The 22,521-nt window shown below is 50.6% G+C and carries 26 protein-coding genes, 2 tRNA genes and 1 other RNA gene; 17 read left to right on the forward strand and 12 right to left on the reverse strand.

Annotated features, from left to right (window positions below):
* Nucleotides 1–16: 16 nt before the first annotated feature.
* From L463_RS10535 to L463_RS10525, 3 genes are all read right to left on the reverse strand, one after another.
* Nucleotides 17–104, reverse strand: a tRNA-Ser gene (locus L463_RS10535).
* Between the two features lie 137 nt (nt 105–241).
* A complete protein-coding gene (locus tag L463_RS10530; protein ID WP_003858068.1) occupies nt 242–919 on the reverse strand; it encodes an isochorismatase family protein in 678 nt (225 codons plus the stop codon).
* 19 nt (nt 920–938) lie between these two features.
* On the reverse strand, nt 939–1,799 hold the full coding sequence (locus tag L463_RS10525; protein WP_015570855.1) for a pirin family protein: 861 nt from the start codon (nt 1,797–1,799) through the stop codon (nt 939–941).
* Between the two features lie 109 nt (nt 1,800–1,908).
* Between L463_RS10525 and L463_RS10520 the strand changes: the two genes are divergently transcribed.
* On the forward strand, nt 1,909–2,814 hold the full coding sequence (locus L463_RS10520; protein ID WP_017384759.1) for a LysR family transcriptional regulator: 906 nt from the start codon (nt 1,909–1,911) through the stop codon (nt 2,812–2,814).
* A gap of 120 nt (nt 2,815–2,934) precedes the next feature.
* Here the strand turns inward: L463_RS10520 and L463_RS23560 are convergent.
* A non-coding RNA gene (locus L463_RS23560) (RtT sRNA) lies at nt 2,935–3,071 on the reverse strand.
* Between the two features lie 44 nt (nt 3,072–3,115).
* Nucleotides 3,116–3,203: transfer RNA gene (locus tag L463_RS10515), tRNA-Ser, on the reverse strand.
* A gap of 229 nt (nt 3,204–3,432) precedes the next feature.
* On the opposite strand from L463_RS10515, the gene ghrA reads away from it, so the two are divergent.
* The 4 genes from ghrA to L463_RS10495 all read left to right on the forward strand — a co-directional run bounded on the left by ghrA (nt 3,433) and on the right by L463_RS10495 (nt 6,346).
* Entirely contained in the window at nt 3,433–4,371 is a 939-nt protein-coding gene (gene ghrA / locus L463_RS10510) for a glyoxylate/hydroxypyruvate reductase GhrA (RefSeq protein WP_032673180.1), read from the forward strand.
* Nucleotides 4,372–4,455: 84 nt separating this feature from the next.
* Entirely contained in the window at nt 4,456–5,193 is a 738-nt protein-coding gene (locus L463_RS10505; protein ID WP_003858061.1) for a phosphatase, read from the forward strand.
* 19 nt (nt 5,194–5,212) lie between these two features.
* Nucleotides 5,213–5,767, forward strand: a complete 555-nt coding sequence (locus L463_RS10500; protein ID WP_032104431.1) for a TorD/DmsD family molecular chaperone — start codon at nt 5,213–5,215, stop codon at nt 5,765–5,767.
* 96 nt (nt 5,768–5,863) lie between these two features.
* The gene (locus L463_RS10495) at nt 5,864–6,346 is read left to right on the forward strand and encodes a DUF1097 domain-containing protein (RefSeq protein ID WP_074130330.1); all 483 of its coding nucleotides are present in this window, start codon (nt 5,864–5,866) and stop codon (nt 6,344–6,346) included.
* 43 nt (nt 6,347–6,389) lie between these two features.
* Here L463_RS10495 and csgG read toward each other — a convergent pair whose 3' ends face one another.
* From csgG to csgD, 4 genes are read right to left on the reverse strand one after another with little or no spacing between them, the layout of a single operon-like run.
* Entirely contained in the window at nt 6,390–7,223 is an 834-nt protein-coding gene (gene csgG, locus L463_RS10490; RefSeq protein WP_003858055.1) for a curli production assembly/transport protein CsgG, read from the reverse strand.
* 26 nt (nt 7,224–7,249) lie between these two features.
* Nucleotides 7,250–7,666, reverse strand: coding sequence for a curli production assembly/transport protein CsgF (gene csgF, locus L463_RS10485; protein ID WP_003858054.1), 417 nt, complete (start codon nt 7,664–7,666; stop codon nt 7,250–7,252).
* 26 nt (nt 7,667–7,692) lie between these two features.
* Nucleotides 7,693–8,082 carry a curli production assembly/transport protein CsgE gene (csgE, locus tag L463_RS10480; RefSeq protein ID WP_003858052.1) on the reverse strand — a complete coding sequence of 130 codons (390 nt, stop codon included), beginning with the start codon at nt 8,080–8,082 and terminating at the stop codon, nt 7,693–7,695.
* A gap of 4 nt (nt 8,083–8,086) precedes the next feature.
* Complete coding sequence (gene csgD / locus L463_RS10475) at nt 8,087–8,737, reverse strand: biofilm master transcriptional regulator CsgD (protein ID WP_017384754.1); 651 nt, start codon at nt 8,735–8,737, stop codon at nt 8,087–8,089.
* A 743-nt stretch (nt 8,738–9,480) separates the two neighbouring features.
* Between csgD and csgB the strand changes: the two genes are divergently transcribed.
* The 5 genes from csgB to ymdB all read left to right on the forward strand — a co-directional run bounded on the left by csgB (nt 9,481) and on the right by ymdB (nt 11,911).
* Nucleotides 9,481–9,936, forward strand: coding sequence for a curli minor subunit CsgB (gene csgB / locus L463_RS10470; RefSeq protein ID WP_017384753.1), 456 nt, complete (start codon nt 9,481–9,483; stop codon nt 9,934–9,936).
* A 39-nt stretch (nt 9,937–9,975) separates the two neighbouring features.
* Nucleotides 9,976–10,431: a curli major subunit CsgA gene (gene csgA / locus L463_RS10465; RefSeq protein WP_003858043.1), complete on the forward strand. Its 456-nt coding sequence runs from the start codon at nt 9,976–9,978 to the stop codon at nt 10,429–10,431.
* A 56-nt stretch (nt 10,432–10,487) separates the two neighbouring features.
* Entirely contained in the window at nt 10,488–10,820 is a 333-nt protein-coding gene (gene csgC / locus L463_RS10460) for a curli assembly chaperone CsgC (protein WP_023296298.1), read from the forward strand.
* A 153-nt stretch (nt 10,821–10,973) separates the two neighbouring features.
* A complete protein-coding gene (locus tag L463_RS10455) occupies nt 10,974–11,294 on the forward strand; it encodes a type 1 fimbrial protein (protein ID WP_017384751.1) in 321 nt (106 codons plus the stop codon).
* A gap of 80 nt (nt 11,295–11,374) precedes the next feature.
* Nucleotides 11,375–11,911: an O-acetyl-ADP-ribose deacetylase gene (ymdB, locus tag L463_RS10450; protein WP_015570849.1), complete on the forward strand. Its 537-nt coding sequence runs from the start codon at nt 11,375–11,377 to the stop codon at nt 11,909–11,911.
* A 41-nt stretch (nt 11,912–11,952) separates the two neighbouring features.
* On the opposite strand, the gene mdoC is transcribed toward ymdB, so the two are convergent.
* On the reverse strand, nt 11,953–13,092 hold the full coding sequence (mdoC, locus tag L463_RS10445; RefSeq protein WP_017384749.1) for a glucans biosynthesis protein MdoC: 1,140 nt from the start codon (nt 13,090–13,092) through the stop codon (nt 11,953–11,955).
* 255 nt (nt 13,093–13,347) lie between these two features.
* Here mdoC and mdoG point away from each other — a divergent pair, with 255 nt between their 5' ends.
* From mdoG to L463_RS10430, 3 genes are all read left to right on the forward strand, one after another.
* Nucleotides 13,348–14,901, forward strand: a complete 1,554-nt coding sequence (gene mdoG / locus L463_RS10440) for a glucans biosynthesis protein MdoG (RefSeq protein WP_032673181.1) — start codon at nt 13,348–13,350, stop codon at nt 14,899–14,901.
* Complete coding sequence (mdoH, locus tag L463_RS10435; RefSeq protein ID WP_032104435.1) at nt 14,894–17,422, forward strand: glucans biosynthesis glucosyltransferase MdoH; 2,529 nt, start codon at nt 14,894–14,896, stop codon at nt 17,420–17,422. The genes mdoG and mdoH overlap by 8 nt, the downstream gene beginning before the upstream one ends.
* Before the next feature lie 84 nt (nt 17,423–17,506).
* The gene (locus L463_RS10430; protein ID WP_003858030.1) at nt 17,507–17,734 is read left to right on the forward strand and encodes a YceK/YidQ family lipoprotein; all 228 of its coding nucleotides are present in this window, start codon (nt 17,507–17,509) and stop codon (nt 17,732–17,734) included.
* Nucleotides 17,735–17,741: 7 nt separating this feature from the next.
* On the opposite strand, the gene L463_RS10425 is transcribed toward L463_RS10430, so the two are convergent.
* On the reverse strand, nt 17,742–18,131 hold the full coding sequence (locus L463_RS10425) for a MysB family protein (protein ID WP_032104437.1): 390 nt from the start codon (nt 18,129–18,131) through the stop codon (nt 17,742–17,744).
* A gap of 46 nt (nt 18,132–18,177) precedes the next feature.
* Here L463_RS10425 and L463_RS10420 point away from each other — a divergent pair, with 46 nt between their 5' ends.
* The 4 genes from L463_RS10420 (at nt 18,178) to L463_RS23570 (ending at nt 21,465) form a co-directional block, all read left to right on the forward strand.
* Nucleotides 18,178–19,314, forward strand: coding sequence for a recombinase family protein (locus L463_RS10420; RefSeq protein WP_032104439.1), 1,137 nt, complete (start codon nt 18,178–18,180; stop codon nt 19,312–19,314).
* Nucleotides 19,315–19,579: 265 nt separating this feature from the next.
* A complete protein-coding gene (locus L463_RS10415) occupies nt 19,580–20,311 on the forward strand; it encodes an HNH endonuclease (protein WP_032104440.1) in 732 nt (243 codons plus the stop codon).
* Nucleotides 20,308–20,775, forward strand: a complete 468-nt coding sequence (locus L463_RS10410; protein ID WP_032104442.1) for a hypothetical protein — start codon at nt 20,308–20,310, stop codon at nt 20,773–20,775. The genes L463_RS10415 and L463_RS10410 overlap by 4 nt, the downstream gene beginning before the upstream one ends.
* Nucleotides 20,776–20,952: 177 nt before the next feature.
* Nucleotides 20,953–21,465: a DUF2778 domain-containing protein gene (locus tag L463_RS23570; protein WP_309148580.1), complete on the forward strand. Its 513-nt coding sequence runs from the start codon at nt 20,953–20,955 to the stop codon at nt 21,463–21,465.
* A gap of 531 nt (nt 21,466–21,996) precedes the next feature.
* On the opposite strand, the gene L463_RS0122725 is transcribed toward L463_RS23570, so the two are convergent.
* The gene (locus tag L463_RS0122725; RefSeq protein WP_032673182.1) at nt 21,997–22,461 is read right to left on the reverse strand and encodes a hypothetical protein; all 465 of its coding nucleotides are present in this window, start codon (nt 22,459–22,461) and stop codon (nt 21,997–21,999) included.
* Nucleotides 22,462–22,521: the final 60 nt, after the last annotated feature.

Below are 22,521 nucleotides of genomic sequence, written 5' to 3' on the forward strand. Positions count from 1 at the left end.
GCTCTCATCTTAAATATGGCGGTGAGGGGGGGATTCGAACCCCCGATACGTTGCCGTATACACACTTTCCAGGCGTGCTCCTTCAGCCACTCGGACACCTCACCATATTGTTTTGCTGCCTGACCGCTTGGGGGGCAACGGGGCGCTACTATAGGGAGTTGCGCTAAAACGGTCAAGCAGATTTTCAGCATTCGTGCTTGTTCGGTTAAGCCTTAATCAGCTTATGTCGCAGCGCGCAGGATTAACGCTGCGAATCGAGCACTTCGCTATTTTTCACCACGTCCTGCGCTTTGCTGTAGCTTTCGATCAGCAGCTGGTAGGCCGGGAAGATGTGTGTGTACACCTCAGCCCATTCACCCGCATCTTCACGGTTCCACGTGCGCTGAATTTCGGAAGCAACAGCAGCCGTGTCCATCGGCACCACGCCTGCCTGCACCACGCGCGCCAGGGTGATCTCCTGCGCCATTTTGCTGTAGGTGCCGGAGGCATCAATCACCGCAAACACTTTATATCCGTCCGCCACCGCGCTGATGGACGGGAAGGCCATGCAGACGCTGGTGATCGTCCCCGCGATAATCAGCGTTTTGCGCCCGGTGGCTTTCACCGCCGCCACGAACTCCGGGTTATCCCAGGCGTTGATCTCACCCTTGCGTGCCACATACTGTGCGTGCGGCGCGTTGGCGTGGATCTCCGGGATAAGCGGGCCGTTCGGTCCCTGTGGAACCGACGCCGTGGTGATCACCGGGATCTTCGCCAGCGAGGCGATTTTTGCCAGCGCTGCTGCACGGGCGCGCAGCTCAGGCATTGGCATGTCTCCTACGGTCTGGAACAGCCCGCTCTGGTGATCGATAAGCAGCATAACGGCATCGTTTACGTCAATAACGGGACGTGCACCGTTGAAGTTTGCAGGGGTAGACATAATGCGCTCCTTATTACGTTTAGATTTGGCCAAAGCGGCCGGAGTTGAAATCGCGAATAGCCTCGGCAATTTCGGTTTTACTGTTCATCACAAACGGGCCATAGCCCACGATGGGTTCATTCAGCGGCTCCCCGGCCATCAGCAGCACTTTGGCATCGCTGCTGGCTTCGAGATGCAGTTTGTCACCGCTCTGACTCAGCACGACCAGTTGCGCCTCACCGGCAGGCGTGGTGCCGTTCACCGTCACGCTGCCTTCAACGACAACCAGCGCCGTGCTCCAGCCTTCGGGCTGATTGAGCGTCAGATGGCTACCCTGGCGCAGCGCGAGATCCCACACGTTCAGCGGTGAGAAGGTATGCGCCGGGCCGGTTACCTCTCCAAAACGGCCAGCAATCACGCGCAATGTTCCGCTGTTATCCGGCAGGGTGACCACCGGGATATCCGACTGAGTGATGCTCTGGTAGCCAGGCGTCGCCATTTTGTCTTTAGCGGGCAGGTTGACCCACAGCTGCATCATTTTCAGTTCACCGCCTTTCTGCGAAAACGCGCTGGAGTGGAACTCCTCGTGCAAAATGCCTGCGCCTGCCGTCATCCACTGCACATCGCCTGGGCCAATAACGCCGCCTCTGCCAGTGGAATCACGGTGCTCCACTTCGCCTGAGTAGACGATGGTCACCGTTTCAAAACCGCGATGAGGATGCTCGCCCACGCCGCGTTTCGCGCCGTCCGCCGGGAAGGTATGCGGTCCGGCGTAGTCCAGCAGCAGGAACGGGCTCAGGGGCTCGCCGTGCGTCTGGTAAGAAAACATCGAACGAACCGGAAAACCGTCACCGACCCAGTGCGGACGAGGTGCGGTATACACGCCTGTTACGTTTTTCATGATTAACTCCTGATGTCCTGTTGATGGAATTAGCTTATATTCAGGGCTAATATCCCGGTAGATAGCAAAAATGACATTAACTGTTCCTTAAATGGAACAATGGAGGCGTATGCAGGATCTCAATGATTTCGTATGGTTTGTGAAGGTGGTGGAGCATGGCGGCTTTGCGGCGGCGGGGCGGGCGCTCGATCAGCCTAAGTCGAAACTGAGCCGTCGGATTGCGCAGCTGGAAGAACGCCTGGGCGTTCGGTTGATACAACGTACCACGCGGCAGTTTGCGGTGACGGAGGTGGGGCAGACATTCTATCAGCACTGTAAAGCCATGCTGGTGGAAGCTGAAGCTGCGGAGGAGGCGGTGGCTGCTTTACAGGCTGAGCCGCGCGGTATGGTCCGGATCACCTGTCCTGTCACATTGCTGCACGTTCACGTGGGGCCCATGCTGGCGCGGTTTATGGCGCGCTATCCAGGGATCAACCTCCAGCTCGAAGCCACCAACCGCCGGGTCGATCTGGTGGCGGAGGGGGTGGATGTGGCGATCCGCGTTCGTCCGCGCCCGTTTGATGACAGCGATCTGGTATTAAGGGTGCTGGCGGACAGGGGGCACTGTCTGGTTGCCGGGCCGGCACTGATTGAACGGATGGGCAACCCGGCGATGCCCTCTGAACTCAGCGAGTGGCCGGGGTTAAGTATGGGGGCGGGCAAGCACCTGCATAAGTGGGAATTGAGCGGGCCGGAGGGCGCAAAGGCAGAAATTCACTTCACGCCGCGCCTGGTGACTACCGACATGCTGGCGCTGCGGGAGGCGGCGATGGCGGGCGTGGGCGTGGTACAGCTGCCCATTTTGATGGTGAAGGATCAGCTGGCTTCAGGTGAACTTGTTCGGGTGCTGAATGCCTGGGAACCCAGACGGGAAGTGATCCACGCGGTGTATCCATCCCGGCGCGGCCTGCTGCCATCGGTCAGGACGCTGGTGGATTTTCTCACCGAAGAGTATGCAAAGATGGTTGAAGACTAGCTTTTTGTAGGTCGGGTAAGCGTAGCGCCACCCGACATAAAGAACGCAGGGAGCGAATCTCCTTGCGGAGAATATAAAAGAAAAAAGCCCGTACTTTCGTACGAGCTCTTGTCTTGAATATGGCGGTGAGGGGGGGATTGATTCGCTTCGCTCGCCCTTCGGGCAGCCTGTTCGCTACGCTCTCAGTCTGTCCAACTGGCTGCGCCAGTTGTCGAACCCCGGTCGGGGGTTCTCATCCCCCCCTTGCAGAGAATATAAAAGAAAAAAGCCCGTACTTTCGTACGAGCTCTTGTCTTGAATATGGCGGTGAGGGGGGGATTCGAACCCCCGATACGTTGCCGTATACACACTTTCCAGGCGTGCTCCTTCAGCCACTCGGACACCTCACCATATTGTCTTCCCGTTGTTGTCGGGACGGGCGCTAATGTAAGGAAAAGCCGTACTGCCGTCAACCCACTTTTTCAGTAATTTAGCGTGTTTAGACAAACTTCAGGCAACCTGATTCCGAAATGTGCGAAATGCGCCTCTTTTATCAGCAACGCGGTTTAGCGATAAATTTGTTATGCTGGCAAGCCAGTTGAAAATGAAAATAAAACAGCGCAATAAAAGGCAATGACTATGGATATTATCTTCTATCACCCCACTTTTGATACGGCTAACTGGATTAACGCGCTCACGGCGGCACTGCCTGGCGCACGCGTTCGCGAATGGAAACAGGGCGATAATGAACATGCCGACTACGCGCTGGTCTGGCATCCCCCGGTCGAAATGCTTCAGGGACGCCGTTTGAAGGCGGTGTTTGCTCTTGGTGCGGGTGTGGATTCCATTCTCAGTAAGCTGAAGGCACACCCTGAAATGCTGCCGGAGGATATTCCCCTGTTTCGTCTGGAAGATACCGGTATGGGGCAGCAGATGCAGGAATATGCCGTGAGCCAGGTGCTGCACTGGTTCCGACGTTTCGACGATTATCAGGCGTTTAAACAGCAATCCCACTGGGAACCGCTTCCGGATTATCAGCATGAAGATTTCACCATCGGCATCCTCGGCGCGGGTGTACTGGGTTCGAAAGTCGCCGAAGCGCTCGCGCCGTGGGGCTTCCCACTGCGCTGCTGGAGCCGGAGCCGTAAGGATTATCCAGGCGTCGAGAGCTTTGCCGGAACGGACGAACTCCCGGCGTTCCTGAAAGGGACTCGCGTCCTCATTAACCTGCTGCCGAATACGGCGGAAACGGTCGGCATTATCAATGGCACGCTCCTCAACCAGTTGGCAGAAGACAGCTACTTAATGAACCTGGCGCGCGGGGTACACGTTGTGGAAGACGATCTGCTGAAAGCGCTGGATAGCGGTAAACTGAAAGGCGCAATGCTGGATGTCTATAGCCGCGAACCGCTGCCGACAGACAGCCCGCTCTGGGCACATCCGCGCGTGGCGATGACGCCTCATATTGCGGCCGTGACGCGACCGGCGGAGGCCGTGGCGTACATCTCGCATACCATCAGCGAAATAGAGAAGGGCAACGCGGTGACCGGACAGGTCGACAGACAGCGAGGCTACTGAGAGAAACCCGGCGTTCGCCGGGTTTTTGCTAATATTCGCCGCTGATAACTGCTATCCTTTGGAAAAACCGCAGAGGAGAGAAAGATGTATCCCGTTGACCTGCATATGCACACCGTCGCCAGTACCCACGCTTACAGTAACCTCCATGATTATATCGCTCAGGCGAAGCTGAAAGGCATTAAACTGTTTGCGATAACCGATCACGGTCCGGATATGGCGGATGCGCCGCACTACTGGCATTTTGTGAATATGCGTATCTGGCCACGCCTGGTGGACGGTATCGGGATACTGCGCGGCATCGAAGCGAACATCAAAAATACTGACGGTGAGATTGACTGCACCGGCCCGATGCTGACCTCGTTAGATCTGATCCTCGCCGGCTTCCACGAGCCGGTCTTTGCGCCCCAGGATAAAGAGACCAACACCGCAGCGATGATTGCCACTATTGCCAGCGGCAACGTGCACATTATCAGCCACCCGGGAAATCCGAAATACCCGATTGATATTCAGGCCGTGGCGCAGGCGGCAGCGAAGCACCGTGTGGCGCTGGAGATTAACAACTCCTCCTTTGTTCACTCGCGTAAGGGCAGTGAAGCCAACTGCCGCGAAGTGGCGGCGGCCGTGCGTGACGCGGGCGGCATGGTGGCGCTGGGCTCTGATTCACACACGGCCTTCACGCTGGGTGATTTTAGCGAGTGCCTGAAAATATTGCGGGACGTGAATTTCCCGGAAGAACAGATCCTGAACGTCACGCCGCGTCGTATGCTCGACTTCCTTGAGTCGCGCGGCATGGCGCCGATTGATGAATTTGCCGATCTTTAATTAATAACGGAATAAAAACATGAATGAGTTTTCCATCCTTTGCCGCGTGCTGGGCACCTTATATTACCGCCAGCCGCAGGATCCGCTGCTGGTTCCGCTGTTTACCCTGATTCGTGAAGGTAAACTGGCGCAGAGCTGGCCGCTGGAACAGGATGAGTTGCTGGAACGCTTGCAAAAAAGCTGCGATATGCAGCAGATTTCAACGGATTACAACGCGCTGTTTGTGGGGGAAGAGTGTCGCGTGTCGCCGTATCGTTCTGCCTGGCAGGAAGGTACGACCGAAGCGGAAGTTCGGGCGTTTCTTTCAGAACGCGGCATGCCCCTGACGGATATGCCTGCCGATCATATCGGTACCCTGCTGCTGGCGGCCTCCTGGATTGAAGATAATGCAGGTGATGATGAGAACGAGGCGATTGAAACCCTGTTCGAAACGTATTTGCTTCCGTGGGTTGGCACCTTCCTGGGTAAACTTGAAGCCCACGCCACCTCGCCGTTCTGGAGAACGCTGGCTCCGCTGACGCGTGACGCCATCGCTGCCATGTGGGACGAGCTGGAAGAAGATAACGAAGAGTGATTTGAATCACAAAAATCCTGCAACGATACATTTCAACTTGCACGTAATGTGCTTCTGATCTCATTTCTAAGGTGCGCATCTGCTAAGATGCGCACCATGAACATACTACTTTGTATTGCAATCACGACTGGCATCCTCTCCGGCCTCTGGGGTTGGGTGGCTGTCTCTCTCGGCTTGTTGAGCTGGGCTGGTTTTCTTGGCTGCACGGCCTATTTCGCCTGCCCGCAGGGTGGTCTCAAAGGGCTCTTCATCTCCGGCTGTACTCTGATGAGCGGTGTGATTTGGGCGCTGGTCATTATGAAAGGCAGCGCGCTGGCGCCGCATGTGGAAATCCTGGGGTACGCCATCACCGGCATTGTGGCCTTCCTGATGTGCGTTCAGGCAAAACATCTGCTGTTGTCCTTTGTGCCCGGCACGTTCATGGGTGCCTGCGCGACCTTTGCGGGGCAGGGGGACTGGAAGCTGGTGGTCCCTTCGCTCATGCTGGGGTTACTGGTTGGCTACGCCATGAAGAACAGCGGCCTCTGGCTTGCGGCCCGACGCGAGAAGAGCCAGAGCGTTCCTGCGGTAAGTAAATAAAAAAAGGCGAGACGGAAATCTCGCCTTTTTTATGCGCCGCCGATTATGACTCCGGCGGCACCGACATCTCACGGTATTTCACCAGCACCGCATTACTCACGTCACTTTTATTCTGAAGATCCCACAAGCCGCGATCGATACCGTCATTAATCAGGAAAATCACGCCGGTTTCGATGGCCGACATCAGACACAGCATGACCGGCTCGTTAGAGGTATAGCCAATTTCACCCTCCAGCAGACGCTGGTAATCGATAAAGCGGAACACCCCGGCCTGCACTTCATAAGAGAGAATCGTTTTGCTGGTGGTCACGGAGGATAATATCTCACCCGTGCTCACGTTAACCACGCGCAGGTTGACGGCAATCTGATCCAGCTGATACTGCGTGTCGGCCCCGATGCCAAAGTAACGCGCACCCGCGCCGCCCGATTTCACGTTACTTTCGTAGCCGATAATCGAGCCTTCCACCATGATATTGGCTGCGGTGAGAGACTGTAGCGGCATGCGGTTATTGACGCCAACGGTACCATTCTCCTGCGCGGCACGAATGATTTTTCGTTCGTTAAGCAGGTTTTGCAGCCCCTGACGTTCCAGCGGAATAAACCAGCGAGAATCTTTCAGGGCGGTGACCAGCATCGCGGTGGCGCTCTGCGGTACGGCCGTCGAGAAGTTACTGGCCGGATACGGTTTGAACTGGCCCGTCTCATCCTGAATGTTATAGACCGAGACGAATATCTTCCCGGTAGGGACCGGCAGATGCGTCAGATCCCGGTAGCTCTGGGCACGAGGCATCAGGGTGGGTTTAGCGGCTTCTTTTGGCGGGGCAGTTAAACAACCGCTTAATAAGCACACTGCAACTAAAATAAAAAAGCGCTGCATAATAATTGTCCTTATTTCGGGGTTGTTTAGAAATCAGTTGAACTGGTCTGCAAACCGGAAACCTGGATTGTCGACGTTTTACCGGTTTTTCGGTCTGTCACATTTAACTGAAGCTGCCCGTCTTTATTGGCAATATCGACGATAAAGTCGTTAGTGACCATCCGGCCGGGTTTTCCGGTATTAATGTTGGTTAATAAGCCACCTAATATTTGCGACTGGATGGCCTGAGTGAAATTATCCAGGGCCGACGGGGTCTCGATACCGAAATCATCGTCATAGCTGGGGTCTTTATAGGAGTTTTGAGCCTGAGCCTGGTTAAGCATAAAGGCTCCGTTATTCGGGTTGCCGCCAAAATTAGGGTTGCGGAACTGGAATGTCATATTTCCGGCCCAGCTCAACGGCGCAATGAGCATTAACGAAATCACTGTGTGTGCGAGACGCATTACAGCCTCCGAAATAGGTGTCGTTGCTAGAACTCATCTTTTGCTAAATCGCCTGTGCTCAAAAGGGCTTTGTCTAACTGTAGGCGGTTAATAGCTTCTTCTGTTTGTGCCAGCGCGAAAGCGACGTTCTGATCGAAGTCTCTTTTCGTTGGGAATAAAAAAGTCTGGTAAATAACGTCCTGATTAGCGGTTATTGTGATCCAGCTTCCCCACCGCGCACTGGGCCGTTCGTTGATGGTTAAGTTACCCGGATAATCGCTTTCCCACTTATCGCTGAAGGCACGATAAAAATCGTGTCCGACAGAGGTGACGGTGTGGTCGGTCAACAGTCCGGGAACTTCCACCTCAACAGCCTGAAGGTTTCCGGCAGCAAGCATAATGCCTGCGGCGGCAATCCAACTTAGGGTGCGTTTCATGCTATTAACGCCTGAGGTTATCGTTTGCCCACGACACCGCCTGCGTGCGATTTTTAACAGCTATCTTTTTGAAAAGATTATAAAGATGCGTCTTAACCGTATTTTCGCTGATAAATAACGAACGGGCGATTTCAATATTTGAAGCACCAATACGCAGTTTGTTCAGGATCTCTTTCTCACGGTGCGTCAGAAGTGCAGATTCTGAACTGTTATAGCGATAATTTCCGGAGTGGGTAATGAGGTAGCTGGCCAGTTTTTGCGAGAAATAACACTCCCCCCGCAATATGCCCTGCAAACCCTCCACGACACGGTTTTCTTCTTCAGTGACGTAAAACACGCCGTTAATATGCGGCCAGCTCTCAATATCGCGGAAAGGATACTCATCAGGCGTATTTAATAACAATACGCGGATATTATTGTTTTTCCTGCTTAAATTATCCTGCCAGTAATGGACCAGTTTTTTATCCGCTTCCATCATATCGAGAAGAATGATGCTGCCAGGAGCGATATCATCAAAAGAACGTTGAATATTATGCAGTTTCCCGTTAAGCGAGAGGCATTGTTTTAAATGCTGCAATAACGCTGTCGCTTGTAAGGAAGGTTTTGTGATCAACAATAATGTATGACCGGGTAAGCTATGGACTTCATTAAACATGATGAAACCCCACGTTATTTATGACACCCGGCAGCTGCCCTCGTATTATTGAAAAGGGCACCAGAAGTACTGACAGGTGTGGCACTGCTGTGTGTAGTTAAAAAACCTTCCTCCAAAGGAGGCGGTAAAATTAAAAACAAATAACATACTGCTGTTTTCAATCTAGCTATTGCAAACTTTAAAGCAAGTGTTAATCCTGTAACAGAATGTAAAATTCGATATTAAGTTGTGTATTTTGCAGGGCTAATAGATTTTAAGGTAAGGGGAAAGTTGTACAGGTGTATAAACGTGCACAGATTTTGAAAGTCATACAATATATTATAACGAATTGAATTATTGAGCTTTTAATTATTGTAAGCCAGCCGGTAAAAAGTATGAACTCAGCTAAAAAGTTAAGACTTCTCTAAGCTGGAAATTTTTCTTAAGAAAACTTGCTTCGTGTCACGCACCGGGCAAAAGACATTGCCATGTTTGTCTGTAGAAGCCGGTACAGGTTGGACAGCCTGTCTCGCTGTTGTCCAGACGCTCAGACAAGAATTTATTTCTGCATTAGTGGTGTGTCGCGTCGTTTCAGGCGAGATTTACGACTTTGAGGTGAATGAGCATATAAAAATAAGGCACACGGGTGAGATATTAAATATGTTTCGGCAGACATACTCTTTTCCGTAACGCGGCGTTAACAAAACGAATCGCGTTAACGGGTAAAGACATACCTATTTTATAGCCAGGTCCAGGGTGACAGCATGAAAAACAAAATGTTGTTTATGATGTTTACATTACTGGGTGCGCCTGGGTTTGTAATCGCAGGTGATTCAGATTTAGCCAGTTCTGAATATAATTTTGCGATAAATGAATTAAGTAAAGCTTCATACAATCAGGCAGCCATTATTGGTCAACAGGGCTCAGGTAATAATGCTGATGTACGCCAGGGCGGTTCTAAATTGCTGTCCATTATTTCCCAGGAGGGCGGGAATAACCGCGCGCATGTTGATCAGTCAGGGACGTATAACCTTGCTTATATCGATCAGACCGGTAACGGCAACGATGCGAGTATTAAGCAGGGCGCTTTTGGCAACACCGCCATGATTATCCAGAAAGGCTCGGGTAACAGGGCGAATATAACGCAGTATGGTACGCAGAAAACAGCAGTTGTAGTACAGAGACAGTCGCAAATGGCTATTCGCGTTATTCAACGCTAGCGATGTGTGACGCCTTAATCAATCCGATGGGGGTTTACCATGAAACTTTTCAAAGTGGCAGTTATTGCAGCAATCGTAGTTTCTGGCAGTGCTTTCGCAGGTGCGGTACCACAATTTGGCGGCGGCCACGGAGGTGGCTGGGGTGGCGGCAATAACGGCCCTGACTCAACCCTGAGCATTTACCAGTACGGCGGCGGTAACTCCGCGCTTGCTTTGCAGACGGACGCCCGAGATTCTGAATTGACCATTACCCAGCACGGTGGCGGTAACGGCGCAGATGTTGGTCAGGGCTCTGATGACAGTTCTATCGATCTGCTGCAAAAAGGCTTTGGTAACAGCGCCACCATCGACCAGTGGAATAGCAAAGACTCTGTTATCAACGTGAAACAGTTCGGCGGCGGCAACGGCGCGGCGGTAGACCAGACAGCGTCCGGCTCAACGGTGACTGTGCACCAGGTTGGCTTTGGCAACAACGCGACCGCACATCAGTACTGATTCATTTCTGTACCAAAAAACAGGGCATGTGCCCTGTTTTTTTTCGGGAGGATCTCATGAGCACCTTCATTCTCCTTGCCGCGCTTGCCAGCCAGATAACGTTCAGCACCTCACAGCAGGCAAATATGACAACCATTATTCCTCAGGTCACGCTGGCAGACGCCTGCGAATGTCAGGTTGAGGTGTTATCTGTCCGACAGGGGCAAGCGGGACAAAGTACATCGCGGCAGAAAAATACTCTTTTTATACCCGCTAATCAGCCGATTGATTTAACGCGAATCAGTTTAAATATTCGTTCAGGGGATGCGGTAAAAATAATCGTCACCGTTTCCGATGGAAAATCGCTTCATTTATCACAGCAGTGGAACGCACCGGCAAGTACGCTTTAATAATTCATGAAATCAATGATTTAATAAAGCAGCGGCGCTGCACAGGTAAGCTATGCTGATATCAAGAACCTAGTCATCGGGTTGCTTAAATTGATACGTCATAACGGAGCGTTTTTACCCCTCAAGGACGAATTTCATTGAGGAGTACAAATAATGTTCAAATCCGCAGCGTGTATTATTTCTGGTCTGGGACTGATCCTGTCCTCTTTTTTATCTCCGGCTTATTCAGCAACTATAGAAAATGGTGGGGTGATTCATTTTCGTGGCGCGGTGGTCGCTGACCCGTGCGAAGTCACGCCCCGGCATCAGCAGTTTGCGATCTCCTGTCCGGAAAATAACCGTATGAAAACGCATACCATCAGTTATGACGAGGCGCTCCGGGGCCATCATCCTCATTCAGCTCTGGCCGCTGTCAGCATGAAATACCTGAATGAACAGAAAACGCTTGCGGTCGTTCAGGTGGATTACCGCTAACCGACGTTTTTTTCACGGCAGTTTTTCTCCTTCTCCCTCTGCGATACACTGATGAAAAAGGCGGGTTGCAGAGGGTGTTTATGAGACCGCAAATCGACGTTATTCATGGCGATATCACGACGGTACACGTTGACGTGATCGTCAACGCAGCCAATTCCTCCCTGATGGGTGGGGGCGGGGTGGACGGTGCAATTCACCGGGCCGCAGGCCCTCAACTCCTTGAAGCATGCAAAACCGTGCGTCAGCAGCAGGGAGAGTGCCCGCCGGGGCATGCTGTTATTACGCTTGCAGGCGATCTCCCGGCCAAAGCGGTGATCCATACCGTTGGACCCGTCTGGCACGGTGGCGACCGCCATGAGGCTGAGATTCTGGAGCAGGCGTATCGGAACTGCCTGCGGCTTGCGGCGGATAACGGGTATAAGACCATGGCGTTCCCCGCCATTAGCACCGGCGTGTACGGTTATCCAAAGGAAGCGGCAGCTACAATCGCCGTGAATACCGTTTATCACTACCTTTCCCTCAAACCCATGCCGGAAAAAGTCATTTTTGTCTGTTTCGATGAGCACACCGCCGACCTGTATCAGCGGATTTTGACCGCGCGCAGCCAGGCATTTTGATGTCTGAAGTGCAAAAACGGCGCCCTGGAGGCGCCGTTTTGTTATCCCGCTTTAACCTGAGGTTTGCCTGAGAACAGGAAACGCAAAAGCGGGATCCGCAGATGGATTTCATACAACACGATGGCAATGCCAACCACAAAGACCAGGCCGGTGAAGAAGCCCAGCGCATTCGAGGCGATATGCGGCGTTATGTACGCCCCGAAAAACAGCGTCAGCGGATGGTGAACCAGGTAGATAAACAGCGAAGCATTAACGAAATAGGTGACGCGACTGGATTTAAAATTCAGCAGACGATGGCCAAGGGCGAACACCACGTTAACCATCCACAGGCCCATCAGCATCGTTATCACGCTCTCTGTCTCATACATCCACGCGTCCCCGCTGCCATAGCGCTGATTGAGAAGATAGGCGGCAAAGGCCAGCGCAGCACCCACCGCACACCAGGGGGAGGGGGTGGTAAACAGCGCTTTAAGCCGGGGATGAATAAATGCCAGCGCCCCAATCAGGAAGAAGGGAATGTAGAACAGGGTCTGCATCACCACGAAATTAAACAGCCCATCGCTCAGAATGGGAGGGTAGACAATGAGCAGGGTACGCCTGACGGCGGCATACGCGACCCCCAGCGCAAGAAACAGCAGAGACAGCTTGCCCAGGGTGATGTTGGCGAAGAAGGTCGAGGATGCGGTGCTCGCGCGCTGGCGCAGCTGGCTGAAGATCAACAAACTCACCGTGGTTAGCACCACCAGTACCAGCAGGAACCAGAGGTGGGAAATCAGCTCCCAGACCAGGGTATTGTATTTCTCATAGAAGGAGAGATTCGGCCAGTTTTCCGCCTTGCCTTTAACATGCTGCAACATGATGAACTGCGGCAGCGTCAGCAGCGGAATGGCCGTCAACATCGGTATGCCCACGCGCTCCACGCGCACTTTCCACCATCGTTTGAGGGGATAGCGCAAGAAGAGCATGTAAGAGAAATAACCGGAAATGACAAAAAACACCTGCATGCGGAAGGCATGGATAAAATCATTAAACAGCGTCAGCCACCAGGAGGGCATCTGGCTGTTCACGTGCCAGGTGTGGCTGGAATAGATCAGTGAAATATGAAAAGGGATCCCCAATAGCATGAGCCATGCGCGGATCGAGTCGAGGAAATATTCACGTTGTACAGGGGTTGTGCTCATATAACTTTGCGCATTCTCAGACTTTTCGCCTTATCCCTAAGGCTCATAATGGTTACATTCGGAGCCAACCCTACACCAAGACCGACACCCTGTCTCCAGGATAAGCACGCAAAGTGAAAAGCGGGTTCTTTCATTTGCTTAATCCATGAGCCAGCGAGCTGAACAAAGCAGTGATAATGTTGTCGGATTGCCTGAGTTTCCATTAAAATGGATCGGATCGATATAAGCACACAAAGGGGGAAGTGCTTACTTATTATGAAACATAAACCACAAATGATGAAAATGCGTTGGTTGGGTGTAGCAGTGCTGTTGTCACTGTATACCTCATCTGCACTGGCCTTTAACATCGATGATGTCGCAAAACAGGCTAAATCGATGGCGGGCAAGAGCTACGAAGCGCCAAAAAGTAACCTGCCCTCCGTTTTCCGCGACATGAAATACGCGGACTATCAGCAGATCCAGTTCAATCACGATAAAGCGTACTGGAACAATATTAAAACCCCGTTCAAGCTTGAATTTTACCACCAGGGTATGTACTTCGACACGCCGGTTGCCATCAACGAAGTGACGGCGACCGCGGTACGCAAAATCAAGTACAGCCCGGATTATTTCAATTTTGGCGATGTGCAACACGATAAAGACACGGTAAAAGACCTCGGCTTCGCAGGCTTCAAGGTGCTTTATCCGATTAACAGCAAAGATAAAAACGACGAAATCGTCAGCATGCTTGGCGCCAGCTACTTCCGCGTGATTGGCGCGGGGCAGGTGTACGGGCTTTCTGCGCGCGGTCTGGCAATTGATACCGCGCTGCCATCAGGTGAAGAATTTCCACGTTTTCGCGAGTTCTGGATCGAACGTCCAAAACCAACCGACAAACGTCTGACAATTTATGCGCTGCTGGACTCCCCTCGTGCGACAGGCGCTTATCGCTTCGTGATCATGCCAGGGCGTGACACGATGGTTGACGTACAGTCTAAAGTTTACCTGCGCGATAAAGTGGGCAAACTGGGCGTCGCGCCGCTGACCAGCATGTTCCTGTTCGGGCCGAACCAGCCGTCTCCGGCGACCAACTTCCGTCCTGAACTGCATGATTCCAATGGCCTCTCCATTCATGCGGGTAACGGCGAGTGGATCTGGCGTCCGCTGAACAACCCGAAACACCTCGCCGTCAGCAGCTTTGCGATGGAAAACCCGCAGGGCTTTGGTCTGCTGCAACGTGGCCGTCAGTTCTCCCGCTTTGAAGATCTGGATGACCGCTACGATCTGCGTCCAAGCGCCTGGGTTACGCCGAAAGGCGACTGGGGTAAAGGCAAGGTTGAGCTGGTTGAAATTCCAACTAACGATGAAACCAACGATAACATTGTGGCGTACTGGACACCGGATCAGCTGCCGGAAGCCGGTAAAGAGATGAACTTCAAGTATGCGATCACCTTCAGCCGTGACGAAGACAAACTGCACGCACCGGATAACGCGTATGTTATGCAGACGCGTCGTTCGACGGGTGACGTGAAGCAGTCCAACCTGATTCGTCAGCCGGATGGCACGCTGGCATTTATCGTGGACTTCACCGGGCAGGATATGAAAAAACTGGCCCCGGATACTGCCGTGACGGCACAGGCCAGCATTGGCGATAACGGTGAAATCGTTGAGAACGCCGTGCGTTACAACCCGGTCACCAAAGGGTGGCGTTTGACCCTGCGCGTGAAGGTGAAAGATCCGAAACAGACCACTGAAATGCGCGCCGCGCTGGTCAGTAACGATAAGCCGCTGAGTGAAACCTGGAGCTATCAGCTACCTGCCAATGAATAATACATCTGAATATATTGATGCCATGCCGCTGACGGACATTGAAAAAGCGGCACTCCCTGCGAGCGACATCCGCGCGGTTCACACCGCGCTGGATGGTGAACATCGTCACTTTTCCCGTGATGATGATACGCCGCTGGGGTCAGTGAAGGCACGTCTGGAGCAGGCATGGCCGGACTCGCTGGCAGAAGGGCAGCTAATCAAGGATGACGAAGGGCGTGACCAGCTACAGGCGATGCCGAAGGCCACGCGTTCCTCCATGTTCCCCGATCCGTGGCGCACCAACCCGGTGGGCCGCTTCTGGGATCGCCTGCGTGGGCGTGACGTGACGCCGCGCTATCTGTCACGTCTGACCAAAGAACAGCAGGCATCCGAGCAGAAATGGCGTACCGTGGGAACGATTCGTCGTTACATTCTGCTGCTGCTGACGCTGGCGCAGACGGTTGTCGCCACCTGGTACATGAAAACCATTCTGCCGTACCAGGGCTGGGCGTTGATTAACCCTGCTGACATGATTGGCCAGGATATCTGGGTCTCCTTCATGCAGCTGCTGCCGTATATTTTACAGAGCGGCATTCTTCTGCTGTTCGCCGTGCTGTTCTGTTGGGTCTCCGCCGGGTTCTGGACGGCGCTGATGGGCTTCCTGCAACTGTTGATGGGGCGTGACAAATACAGCATTTCCGCGTCGACGGTCGGGGATGAACCCCTCAATCCTGAGCACCGTACCGCGCTGATCATGCCTATCTGTAACGAAGACGTTGACCGCGTATTCGCCGGGCTGCGTGCTACCTGGGAGTCCGTGAAGGCGACCGGTAACGCAGCGCATTTCGACGTCTATATTCTGAGCGACAGCTACAATCCGGATATCTGCGTGGCGGAGCAAAAAGCCTGGATGGAGCTGATTGCCGAGGTGCAGGGCGAAGGGCAGATCTTCTACCGCCGTCGTCGTCGTCGTGTTAAGCGTAAGAGCGGGAACATCGATGACTTCTGTCGTCGCTGGGGTAACCAGTACAGCTACATGGTGGTACTGGATGCAGACTCCGTGATGAGCGGCGACTGCCTGAGCGGGCTGGTCCGTCTGATGGAAGCCAACCCGAACGCGGGTATTATTCAGTCCTCGCCAAAAGCGTCCGGTATGGACACGCTGTATGCGCGCTGTCAGCAGTTTGCGACCCGCGTCTACGGCCCGCTGTTTACTGCCGGTCTGCACTTCTGGCAGCTGGGTGAATCTCACTACTGGGGCCACAACGCCATTATCCGCGTGAAGCCATTCATCGAGCACTGCGCCCTGGCGCCGCTGCCGGGTGAAGGGTCGTTTGCCGGGTCCATTCTGTCGCATGACTTTGTGGAAGCCGCGCTGATGCGTCGCGCAGGGTGGGGCGTCTGGATTGCCTACGATCTGCCTGGCTCGTATGAAGAGCTACCGCCGAACCTGCTGGATGAGCTCAAACGCGACCGCCGCTGGTGTCACGGTAACCTGATGAACTTCCGCCTGTTCCTGGTGAAGGGGATGCACCCTGTTCACCGTGCGGTGTTCCTGACGGGCGTTATGTCCTATCTGTCTGCGCCGCTGTGGTTTATGTTCCTGGCGCTCTCGACCGCGTTGCAGGTTGTGCATGCTCTGACGGAGCCGCAGTACTTCCTGCAACCGCGCCAGCTGTTCCCGGTGTGGCCGCAGTGGCGTCCGGAGCTGGCGATTGCGCTGTTCGCGTCGACCATGGTGCTGCTGTTCCTGCCTAAGCTGCTCAGTATCATTCTGATCTGGTGTAAAGGTTCGAAGGAGTACGGTGGTTTCTGTCGCGTGACCCTTTCACTGCTGCTGGAAGTGCTGTTCTCGGTCCTGCTGGCGCCGGTGCGTATGCTGTTCCATACGGTGTTTGTGGTGAGCGCGTTCCTGGGATGGGAAGTGGTGTGGAATTCACCGCAGCGTGACGATGACTCTACGCCGTGGAGTGAAGCCTTTATGCGCCACGGCTCTCAGCTGCTGCTGGGCCTGGTGTGGGCCGTTGGTATGGCCTGGCTGGATCTGCGTTTCCTGTTCTGGCTGGCGCCAATCGTCTTCTCGCTGATCCTGTCGCCGTTTGTGTCGGTGATCTCCAGCCGCTCCACGGTGGGCCTGCGTACCAAACGCTGGAAGCTGTTCCTGATCCCGGAAGAGTATTCTCCGCCGCAGGTGCTGGTGGATACCGATACCTATCTGGAGCAGAACCGCAAACGCACGCTGGATGATGGCTTTATGCACGCCGTGTTTAATCCGTCATTCAACGCGCTGGCAACCGCGATGGCGACGGCGCGTCACCGCGCCAGCCAGGTGCTGGAGATCGCCCGCGATCGCCACGTTGAGCAGGCGCTGAACGAGACGCCAGAAAAGCTTAACCGCGACCGTCGTCTGGTGTTGTTGAGCGATCCGGTGACGATGGCACGGCTTCACTACCGCGTGTGGTCCTCTCCGGAGAGATACTCTTCGTGGGTGAACTACTATAAGGACGTGCAGCTGAATCCACTCGCACTGAAGGCGAAGTAAGTTGTTAAGTAGGGCGGGTAAGCGAAGCGCCACCCGCCAAATAAAATACCGGCTTAATCGCCGGTATTTTTTTAGAGGTCAGACATGAAAGTAATCATTGTCGTCATGATGGCATGCCTGCTCAGCGGTTGCGGCAGCATTATCAGCCGCACCATCCCCGGGCAGGGCCACGGGAATCAGTACTACCCCGGCGTACAGTGGGATGTCCGTGATTCCGCATGGCGCTATCTCACCGTGCTCGATCTGCCGTTTTCGCTGATTTTCGACACGCTACTGCTGCCCATCGATGCCAGCCACGGCCCCTACGAGTAGCGGTGACTTATCGCTCGTCCCATTCGTCCGCTGCGGCCTGACCCTCTTCGGTATCCAGCGGCGGTTCGAGCTGAAACTCACCTTCGTCCCATTCGTGCAGCGTATTTTCTTCCAGCCACTCCTGACGTAACTCAATTTCGTCATAGTCGCCGTCGAATACCGCCTGCGCACCTTCACCACTCAGTATCGGCAGACATTCACCATCTTCACCTTCATCAGCAAAGAATTCGGCCTGCCACATAATATCGCCGTCCTGTAGGACGTATTTTTGGATATTGAGTTGTTGCACGTCAGCATCTTCTTCCTCAATGCCGGGATTATCGGCGAGGAACTCTTCGCGAGCGGCATCAATTGCTTCTTCCAGCGTACTATAGAATACATATTCTTTATCGGACATAATGAGTTCCTCAATGATTATGTTTATCAAATGTATAGGTGCATGAATGCGAACTGTCAAAGCCTACATCTATAGTAGGGTATCGAGTTTGCAGCAGGTTGATGCTTTTGGCTTAGAGCGCCAGATTAGTACAGTATTAGACTTCCTCGAAAACGCTAAATTACCCGCTGAATTAGGGTATCAGCTTGATCCAAGCAATCATGAAGTACTGGAAAGTGATAAAGGCTTGTCAGGCTACGCCGGACACAACTTCACGAAGGGCTCATTGGGGCGGTTCAAGGAACGTGTAAGATCAGGAGAAATTACTGAAGGTTGTTTGCTGATCGAGAGTGTTGACAGGTTTTCCAGGAAGCAGGGCTATGATGCAATGGATGAGTGTACTTTTCTGATCAAACGTAACATTGATATTGTTGAAGTTGAAACGGGGCAAATCTACAGCTATAAGCTCGATCACAAGTTATCTGCATTATCCACAAGTATTGAACGTGCTCACCAGGAATCGAAGCGAAAAGCCCGTATTAGTATGAAGTCATGGAAGCATCGCAAAGAAGCATCTTTAGCAAATGGGGGAGCTTTAAACAACAACACACCAGATTGGTTGTCACTCAGTACTGATAAACTGTCATATGAGATTGACTATCACAGAGTAGAAACTATTAAACGAATCTTTCAGATGTATCGTGATGGGTACGGGGTGACTCATATCGTCAAGGTACTCAATGATGAAGGTAACAGGTACAACGGCATAGGTTGGAACACTGTCACTGTATATAACAAATTACGTGATCGTCGTCTTAATGGCTTTCTTGTGGGTAAGTACAAAACCATACCAAAAAAAATAAATGAAAGTACTAATGAAACCGAAAAACGAATTTTAGAGAATTTAAAGATCAAGAAAGAAGCACACGATAATGCTAAGCGTATCTATCCGGTAGTTGTTGATGATGATCTTTTTCTAAAAGTCCAATCATTGATGGATAGGAATGTTTCAAATAAAAAGCAAAGAAGCACTACAACAAAACAACGGAATTTATTTAACGGCCTAACTAAATGCTATGAGTGCGGTAGTCCTATGATCGTTCAGAGTATGTCTAATGGGGGGTTACGTTGCTATAGACAACGTACTAAAGATGAAAAGTGTAATTCAAAGATGCTAAGGTACAGCGTTACCTACGCGTCGTGAACTCCTCGTAGTATTGGTTAGAAACGTTCCTTTTTTCTCGCTGTACTCGAAAAGGCGGAAGACGTTTCTTCTCGCTTTGCTCGATAGGTGTTAGTACAGCAAGTGAAGTACCTAAAATGAATTGGTAAGTACGAAATGCCCCGCCAGTTTCACACCTCTCGCTCCGGTCATTTCCCCTTACTATGATGCCATTTGATAACTACATAAAGTACTGGATCAAGTGTGCAATTTTTGTGTACAAATAGGTACTTAAGAGAGGGATAACATGAACAGAAAACAATTTATCCAGTCGCATGGTGCTACTTGTAGTAACTGGAATTGGAGTTGGTCATTTGTTAATCACGACAAGAAAATGGTGATCTTTGGTGCTTGGGATGTTCAGAAAGAGCAAGAAAGATCAGTTATACTAAGGGAGCGGTGGAAAACCAAAGTAGTTGATGGTAGGACAAGAAAAAATCTGGGATACATTCAAGCTATTGAACACATCCAGTTGATAGCTGAAGGTTATGATCTTTTCACGTTTGATATGGAGCAGGGGCGAAACGATGAGGATAGAGATGTAGCTGTTATCAAACGTTTTACCCCTAAACTTGAAAAGCGTTACCTTCGAAAAGAAGGTTCTGTCTGGTATGCAGACTTCTTACCTAATCCGTTTCCTGATGAAATTACCTCACCTGAAAACTACGCTGAAGGTGCAAAAAAGCAAGTTACAGTAAACTCCTACGAACGTGATCCAAAAGCACGGCAGGCGTGTATTGACCATCACGGTACTTCTTGCAAGTGTTGTGGGTTTGACTTTGAGAAAGTCTATGGCGAACACGGTAAAGGATTTATACACGTTCATCATATCAAACCACTGCATACAGTAGGTGAGAACTATGTAGTAAACCCGATTGAAGATATGGCTCCCCTTTGTCCAAACTGTCATGCAATGATACATAGGGGAAGTGAAGTCTTAAGTGTCGAAAGATTAAAAATAATAGTTGAGAAAAAATGAGCATATTAACAGTAGCAGCTAAATACAAAGATGTGTTAACTATTTGTTTTTCTGTACTTTCATTTATCATAGCATGTACTTCCTTATTTTTTTCAGGTCGAACAGCATGGCATGATAGATCAAGATTGAAAATTACAGGGCGAGTTGTATACGAACCGGTTTACGAAAAGGCTTATAAAATTGAAGTGACCGTTCTTAATGTTGGTAGGCGTGATGCTGTATTAGAAGGGATTCTATGTCATTATGAAGGGAATAATACCAGACATATTTTTGAAAAAAATGGTTTTATACTTAAAGAAAAGCAAAGGGAAATGTTTCAAATCGAATTCAGGGATTTAGTAATTACAGATGATGATGGCAATGCTTATGAGTTAGAAAACATTACCGTATTAGATGTTGAAGGGAAAGAGCATGACATTCCTAACTCAAGAAATCTTATTTCAATGTTTTCAAGAAATGCATAATATATCGAAAATAAAGATAGCTAAACAAATACGATTGAATAACATAGCATTCTTATGAAATAAGATAATTTAAGTTGTTTTTTAGATTCACTACATTTAGGAGGCTGTTTGTTTAGATAGCATATGTTAGAATCGTTATATGCAAAGAGCAGGGAAAAGAAAATGCAAATAATGAGGATGACATACGACGATATTGATAATAATGGCTACGCCAAATTACACGTCTATGGAATAGGAACTTTCTCGGTTTTTAGTGGGCAAAACCCATATACCAATGATCCAAACTGTGCGTACTTACCAAACAGTGCAATACCTACTGGGCGGTACTGGATAGTTGATAGGCCAACTGGCTCTACATTGAATAAGATCCGGGCCTGGGGCGTTGATACAATCACAGGTAATGACCACTCCGAATGGTTTGCACTCTTCAGTGCTCAAACCATGACAGATAGTATAATGATTAACGGTGTATCTCGTGGTAGCTTCCGGTTACATCCACTCAGGCCAGATGGTTCTGGTTTCTCAGAGGGGTGTATTACATTCGTCAATCGACCCGATTTCTATAGTGTACGTAGTCAGTTGCTCCGTACTAAAAAGGTTAAAGTACCAGGATCAAGGACTGGATTGATGGCATATGGTTATGTTGATGTACAAGGGGGGAGCGACTATGCGAAGTGCAGGATTCGTTAAGAATGCGGCCATATACAGTATCTGTATTGTCTTTGCATGGTGGCTATCAAGTTTCGGTAAGCCTCTCAATGGACTAACTCAATGGGTTATGGATACCGCCTATAGTACTTTCGGTTCTGGCCTGAGTGGTTCATATGAAGCTGATGCAGATCCGGTAAGGTTCATCGCCTTAATCCTGATGGTACTTATCTACGCTACCATACTGTTCTTGGTCGCACGCTTAGTACTAAGAAAGTTTCAGGCCAATCGCTAATACCTCATTTTATTTAGTATTGTGCTGGACTGTTTATAGGGATTTTATATCTGACTCAGACGAATTAGATGCACGAATTTCTACCGTTGAAACGAAAGTTGCTTTGATGGATCAGTCTCTAACTTCGCTTGAGCAGGAACAAGATCAAATGAAGAAGACATTAAAAAACTTAGAAGATAGTGTACATATGCTTGATATTAAAATTGAGCGTGTAATTACAATGCTTAAAACGCTAAAAAATAAAAGGGGCTAAAAAGCCCCATCAGGGGCTTTTATACTTAACCTAAGCTATTCTTCTTAAACTTCATTACTTTTTTGTTGTATCGGATTTCACAATTATCAAATCTTTTTCTTGTTGCAGCTTCAATCTCATCACATTTTTTTCTAACTGATGCTTCAGTTGGATTTGAATTCTTCATAAGGTATAAAATTGTTTTGATAGTACTATATTTGTCCTTAGTATTTGCACAGGCATAATATAGATTAAAGATGTTTTCTTTTCTAATGAAGTCTTCAGTGTTTTTGTGATGTTTGTTAAAAGAAGTCTCTAATTCTGAGAATTCGGAAATGCTTTTCACGTAACTTTTCAATTTTGGCGTTCCAAGTTCATCTAGTTTTTTTGAACAGGCCTCGTTGAAAATAGATTGCAAGCTCTCAATTTTCCCTAACAAACTTTTAATTTCTTGTTGAGACGGCAAGGGTGGAAAAGTACAGAGTTTTTCAATATACCAATTACTCGTCATTCCCTTTTCACCACGAGTATGACGCAACACATCAATATATAAATCCCAATTTTGTGTTCT

Source organism: Enterobacter sp. BIDMC 27 (genome assembly GCF_000534415.1).
Lineage (GTDB): Bacteria > Pseudomonadota > Gammaproteobacteria > Enterobacterales > Enterobacteriaceae > Enterobacter > Enterobacter hormaechei_C.